At 35.4% G+C, this 1,759-nt stretch carries 1 protein-coding gene; it reads left to right on the forward strand.

All coding sequences use genetic code 11. The annotated features are described in order from the left end of the window. Positions 1 to 185: 185 nt before the first annotated feature. A complete protein-coding gene (locus MKHDV_RS18570; protein WP_147661378.1) occupies positions 186 to 1,520 on the forward strand; it encodes a transposase in 1,335 nt (444 codons plus the stop codon). The last annotated feature ends 239 nt before the right edge of the window (positions 1,521 to 1,759 follow it).

The raw sequence follows: 1,759 nt of genomic DNA on the forward strand, positions 1-1,759 counted from the left end.
AAAAGATTTACAAGGAGCCGATTCTTCCTTGTAATCATGCAATCTGTAACAACAAGCAGATTGGAGTTCCCTGAAATTTAAAGAGTTTTTTTTTTATTAAGATATTTCTTTTCAATCTCAGTTTTCAATGAATTTATTTTTGTCGAAATAAAAGATTTACAAGGAGCCGATTCTTCCTTGTAATCATGCAATCTGTAACAACAAGCAGATTGGAGTTCCCGCTCCACCCCGCAGAAGAATCATGCCCATATGATTATTGGCTGCCATGGCTAAAAAATCTTGCTCTAGAAATTATCAACCAAACTCATCTCTCAAAACGAAAAGGATATAAGTATTCCGCTGAAGATTTTTGGGAAATATTAATACTTCATTCCCTCATGGATCTTTCATTAGATGAAGCTTCTGATGAGTTGAATAAATTACTTTGGCAGAAGGAAAATGCCACCCGTCGCAGGAAAATTCAACCGAGACAATTTTTAGGAGAACTTGTACGGCGGGAAAGAAAGTGCCCTAATGGAGATCAAGTACGCAAATATCGGCAATCACTCCCACTTTGGATATTAAATAGATTAAATGATATGATATTTGATGCCCAACTCAATTATGCTCTTCAAAATGGATTTATTTCCCATCAAATTGACTTGTTAATTGATAATACTGATCAATGGTACTATGGATCAGAGCGATTTCCTCAAAATCCATTCCTTACAAAAGGTTATAATGGCCCTGGCACATCTCGTAAACGAAATTATCTTGGTCTGATGATAAAAAGCAAAGGAACCAGCTTATTTGTTGGAATTCATCTCATTAAAAGAAAGCACTCAAATGTCCCAAAAATCCTTCATTGCATTGATAGAATAATTCAACATGGGTTTAATGTTAGAGCTGTGATAGGTGATCGATGGTTCCCGACCTATGAATTATTGTCCGAATTAAATCCGCGTGGGATCCATTATATTGGCCCCTATCGAAAGTGGAAGCCAATTAAACGGCTTTTAGAACGTTATTTAAAAAAAGATATTCACTATATTCAATCATACATCGTTCGAGGCGCACCAAAGAAATTTTATCACTTGCCAGGGATCCACGTGTGGTTAATTTTTACCAATCGACAAGGTCGGCGGTTACGGGATATTCGACAGGATTTCAAACAAAGAAGGATTGATTTAACTGAAGCAATGAAGGAAATAATGGTGATGATGACTACAAAGCCTCCACCTAGATGCAAAAAGGCTCAACAAGGTTGGGCTTCAAGTATTTGTCAAAAATATGATCGTCGGTGGCAAATTGAGACTGGTTTTCGGGATATAAATCGACTTGGTCCGCCATCCAATGCACATACAAATGCCCGGAAATTAACAATGCGTTCAGTTCAATACTGGCTTTATAATGCATGGCAAATTGAGAAAGCTCGAAGGAGGCGACAACATAATATGTTAAAAAGTTGGAAACGAGGCCCTACCCTTCGACAATTCTCATTTATTCAAACTCAACTTCGGTTAGTGGAGAAGAAAATTTAAAACAAGTTCAAATGCAAGAAATCTACTTTAATCAACCCAAAATAAATGGAGGAAATAAGAAAAATTTAAATTAATCATTCACTGATTTTAGATTTCAGAGAATTTAATTTATCTGTACATTTCATTAAAATCTCCACATAAGTTACAATTGAAATCATTTTAGCTTTAAGATCTTTAACTTGATAATTCAAATGCAAGAAATCTACTTTAATCAACCCAAAATAAATGGAGGAAATAAG

The sequence above is a fragment of the Halodesulfovibrio sp. MK-HDV genome (assembly GCF_009914765.1).
Classification (GTDB): domain Bacteria; phylum Desulfobacterota; class Desulfovibrionia; order Desulfovibrionales; family Desulfovibrionaceae; genus Halodesulfovibrio.